The sequence below is a fragment of the Johannesbaptistia floridana genome, assembly GCF_057440575.1.
In genome coordinates this window covers 1-3,643 of record NZ_JALKVM010000065.1, presented here as the reverse complement: position 1 = coordinate 3,643, position 3,643 = coordinate 1, and the positions used below count along the sequence as shown (strand labels likewise).

3 protein-coding genes are annotated in these 3,643 nt (G+C 31.3%); all 3 read left to right on the top strand.

Annotated features, from left to right (window positions below; all coding sequences use genetic code 11):
* Nucleotides 1-435 precede the first annotated feature (435 nt).
* The 3 genes from MW688_RS04760 (at nt 436) to speB (ending at nt 3,440) form a co-directional block, all read left to right on the top strand.
* The gene (locus MW688_RS04760; RefSeq protein ID WP_486734775.1) at nt 436-1,581 is read left to right on the top strand and encodes an ankyrin repeat domain-containing protein; all 1,146 of its coding nucleotides are present in this window, start codon (nt 436-438) and stop codon (nt 1,579-1,581) included.
* A 19-nt stretch (nt 1,582-1,600) separates the two neighbouring features.
* Nucleotides 1,601-2,326 (top strand): hypothetical protein, encoded by a 726-nt coding sequence (locus MW688_RS04755; protein WP_486734773.1) that lies wholly within the window; start codon nt 1,601-1,603, stop codon nt 2,324-2,326.
* Between the two features lie 199 nt (nt 2,327-2,525).
* Nucleotides 2,526-3,440 (top strand): agmatinase, encoded by a 915-nt coding sequence (gene speB, locus MW688_RS04750; RefSeq protein WP_486734772.1) that lies wholly within the window; start codon nt 2,526-2,528, stop codon nt 3,438-3,440.
* The last annotated feature ends 203 nt before the right edge of the window (nt 3,441-3,643 follow it).

Sequence of the window (3,643 nt, the reverse complement as noted above, 5' to 3'; positions counted from 1 at the left end):
ACTTTTTCTGAGGTTAATTTAGTACATAAGTTCTGGTGCAAGATATGAGTTAAAGCTTATCTGTAAGGGGTAGGTTTTAAAAAGCGGTATAGATGAACAGGGTAAGCTCATCTAATTTGGTATAAAATCTACTTGACAAAAAGAACCCTGTCTGATGTTTGCTGAAATTGTGGGGCTTCCAATATAATTAGATAGTCGATTCTCAATTTTGCTCAAGTCTGGAGGAAAACCATAATTAGTGAGGGCTAACGCTCCCTAGCTCATGAACATGGAATTGATATTCAAATCTCTAGGTAGAATCCCTGAATTATTTTCAGCAGAAAAAGGGAATACTATATCTATAGGCTAATCAAAATGACCGCCTTTTGTAAATTTATTAGGAGGTAGTTGAGCAAATGGTAAAGATATCAATGCAGGAATCTGTATATAATAGTAATGAAAATTTTATCAAAATTTATTACATTTTTAGTTATTTTTGGTTCAGTTATAGGCTTTTATTCATTTCTAGAAAATGGTCTTAAACAAAGCCTCATCAACCATCCTTTAGAAGGAGATATTTGTTCAAGTATTTACGAATTAAAAGATATAGACTTAATCTCAAACTATTTAGATAGAGGTGGAAATATTAATAAAGATATAGGATATGTTGGTGGAGGTACTTTAGGATGGACTAAGCGTGGAACATTGTTACATTGTACAGCGCTCTGGGGTGGATTAGAATCAATTAAATTTTTACTAACCAATGGTGCAAATGATACGATAGTTAATCAATATGGACAGACCCCTTTAGAAATGGCAAAAAGTGATTCATTTCCTAAAGATTCAATCATTGAATTGTTACAAGAGAATCAAACTCAATCTCCCAGTTCGTATCCTTGGAAAGGTAGAATATGTAGTAATAATCAAAATACCCAGCAAAAAAAAACTTTTATAAAAAACTATTTAAATAGAGGTGGAGATATTAACAAATATATTCAAATTGTCACAGATTCTACTTTTGAATCTTCTTTCTTAGGAACTTTATTACACTGTAGTGTATACTCGAATGATCTAGATTTAGTTCAATTTCTCTTGACCAATAAAGCAAATATTAATTTACTTGATGCAAAGGGTAATACTCCTTTACAAATGGCTCAAAGTTATGAAAATATAAATCAATCAATTATTACATTACTGCAAAAATCTGAAACACAGTCTAATCAATCATTAAATATATATCCTTTGGAAGGCAAATTATGTGGCCCTGGAGAAAACTATTTATATGATAATGTTGAAAAAATAATAACTCTTATTCGAGATTATTTGAATAACGGAGGAGATATTAATTCTCCTATTCAAATCAAAAATATTTCAACTAGTAGTTCATATGGACGAGGACATTATATTTTTGAGCCTTCTATTCGGGGAACATTGCTACACTGCTATGTATATTCAGATAAACTAGAGGTGGTTAAATTTCTCTTACTAAATGGTGCTAACGTCAATTTACGTGATGAAAAGGGTCAAACTCCTTTACAAATAGCACAAAGTACTAAAAATTTTATTAGTGATGAAGTTACTGAACTTTTAAAAAATTATTAGTCATAAATATTAATTAAAAATGTCAGAAGATAGAACTACTTTATATTATAACTCTCAAAGAATTTTAAAATTTCATTTAACTAGGGAAAAACTAAATATCAATTTTTTACCTATGATAACTTTAGAAAATAGATATAATACAGTATACTTATTATTTTTGATACTTGAGTTATTGATTTTTGTCTATTTCATTTTTCATTTTAATATATTTAATACGATTGATTTAAGTATTTCTGGTGTATGGCTTTTTTACTTAATTTCTCCTTTTATTTTAGTTTATTTTTTACCTCTTATTAGCTTCGTTTTCAATCAGAATATAGACATAATTATATGTGTTTTCATTTTTCCACTATTTTGGTTTCTTTCATATTTAATACCTGGTGGCTATGATCTAAATTTTCTTAATGGTTATTATTTTATTTTAGTAATTTTGGTATTTGTGCTCTTTTGTTTAAGAAAAATAAGGTTAACAATATTTAGAGAACTTTTTTGCTCAACTACTTTAACCCTAGATAGTCAAAGATTAAATATTCGTATATTTTGTTGCAATTATTTAATCAAGAATTATGTTTTACCTGAAGATAAAATTAAACTAATTGCAAAAAATGGTTTACAGGTTTTTAAGGATGTTAAAAATCATAAGGGTATTATTAAACTCTATCGTCTAGGTATTAACTTAAGTTCACAAGAAAAAGAAAAGTTACAACAAGTTTTGAATTTAATTGAAATAAATAAAGGCAAATAATTAAGGTTGACAGGGCAAGATCTTAGACTAAAGAGAAATGAACTTTTTCTGAGGTTAATTTAGTACATAAGTATTGGTGGAAGATGTGAGGTGGAGGTAAATTGGGTAGTTGATTTCTCCCTCACTGAAAAATTCCATTCTATATAAAACAAGAGCAAAATTTTGATAGCATACTAGAGGATTATATTTAAATATAGCGATGATATCAATAAATAAGTCTTCTATTCGACAATTTTTAGGATCTGAGTCTATTAGTAGCTATACAGAATCTCAAGTAGTTATTTTACCAATTCCCTATGAAGCTACTACTACTTATCGCAAAGGATGCCAAAATGGTCCTAGTTCTATTTTAATCGCTTCAGATCAACTAGAAGCTTATGATGATGAGTTAGAAACGGAAGTTTGTTTAGAATGCAGTATTTATACCTGTGAGGCTATAGCTGATACTCGCCTTCAGCCAGAAATAACTCCTGAAGTTATGCTTAATCTGACTACCACGAAGGTATCTGAATTAATCGCTGATGATAAATTTGTCATAGCCGTTGGTGGTGAACATAGTATAACCGCAGGAGTTGTTAAAGCTTATCAAGAGGCTATAGATGAACCCTTTACAGTGATTCAAATTGACGCCCATGGAGATTTACGTCATAGTTATCAGGGTTCAATTCATAATCATGCCTGTGTAATGCGCCGCATTGTGGATATGAACTTGCCTACACTTCCTGTAGGTATTCGCAGTCTATGTAAAGAAGAAGCTGAATTGATTAAAAAACATTCAATTCCGGTGATTTGGGACCGAGAAATTGCTACTGATGCCAATTGGATCGAAAGGGCGATCGCCTCTATTACTACCTCTAAGGTTTTTATTACCATTGATGTTGATGGCATAGATCCAGGTTTAATCCCTGGAGTGGGTACACCTGAACCAGGGGGTATAAGTTGGTATCAATTACTACATTTTCTTAGAAGAGTATTTGAAAACTATCAAGTAATTGGCTGTGATGTAATGGAGTTAGCACCATTAGCAGATTCTGTGGTTTCAGAATTTACTGTAGCTAAGTTAATTTATAAGCTAATTGGTTATTACTACACAGAAAATTTGAGTAATGAGTAATGAGTAATGAGTAATGAGTAAATACCCATGGGTTACACTACAACGCTCACTGCTATACTAGCTTGTAGAAGCAGATTAGATCCCCCCTAACCCCCCTTGAAAAAGGGGGGAAAGAGCTTTATTTTGATGTCAAACACCATAATGCGTAGTAGTTGTAGGGTGTGTTAGGGCGAAGCCCGTAACGCACCGCTAGATGAGTTTTG

What these genes read in the sequence shown, in the direction of transcription:
- MW688_RS04760 (WP_486734775.1), top strand. Translation starts at nt 436, where the DNA reads ATGAAAATTTTATCAAAATTTATTACATTTTTAGTTATTTTTGGTTCA.
- MW688_RS04755 (WP_486734773.1), top strand. Translation starts at nt 1,601, where the DNA reads ATGTCAGAAGATAGAACTACTTTATATTATAACTCTCAAAGAATTTTA.
- speB (WP_486734772.1), top strand. Translation starts at nt 2,526, where the DNA reads ATGATATCAATAAATAAGTCTTCTATTCGACAATTTTTAGGATCTGAG.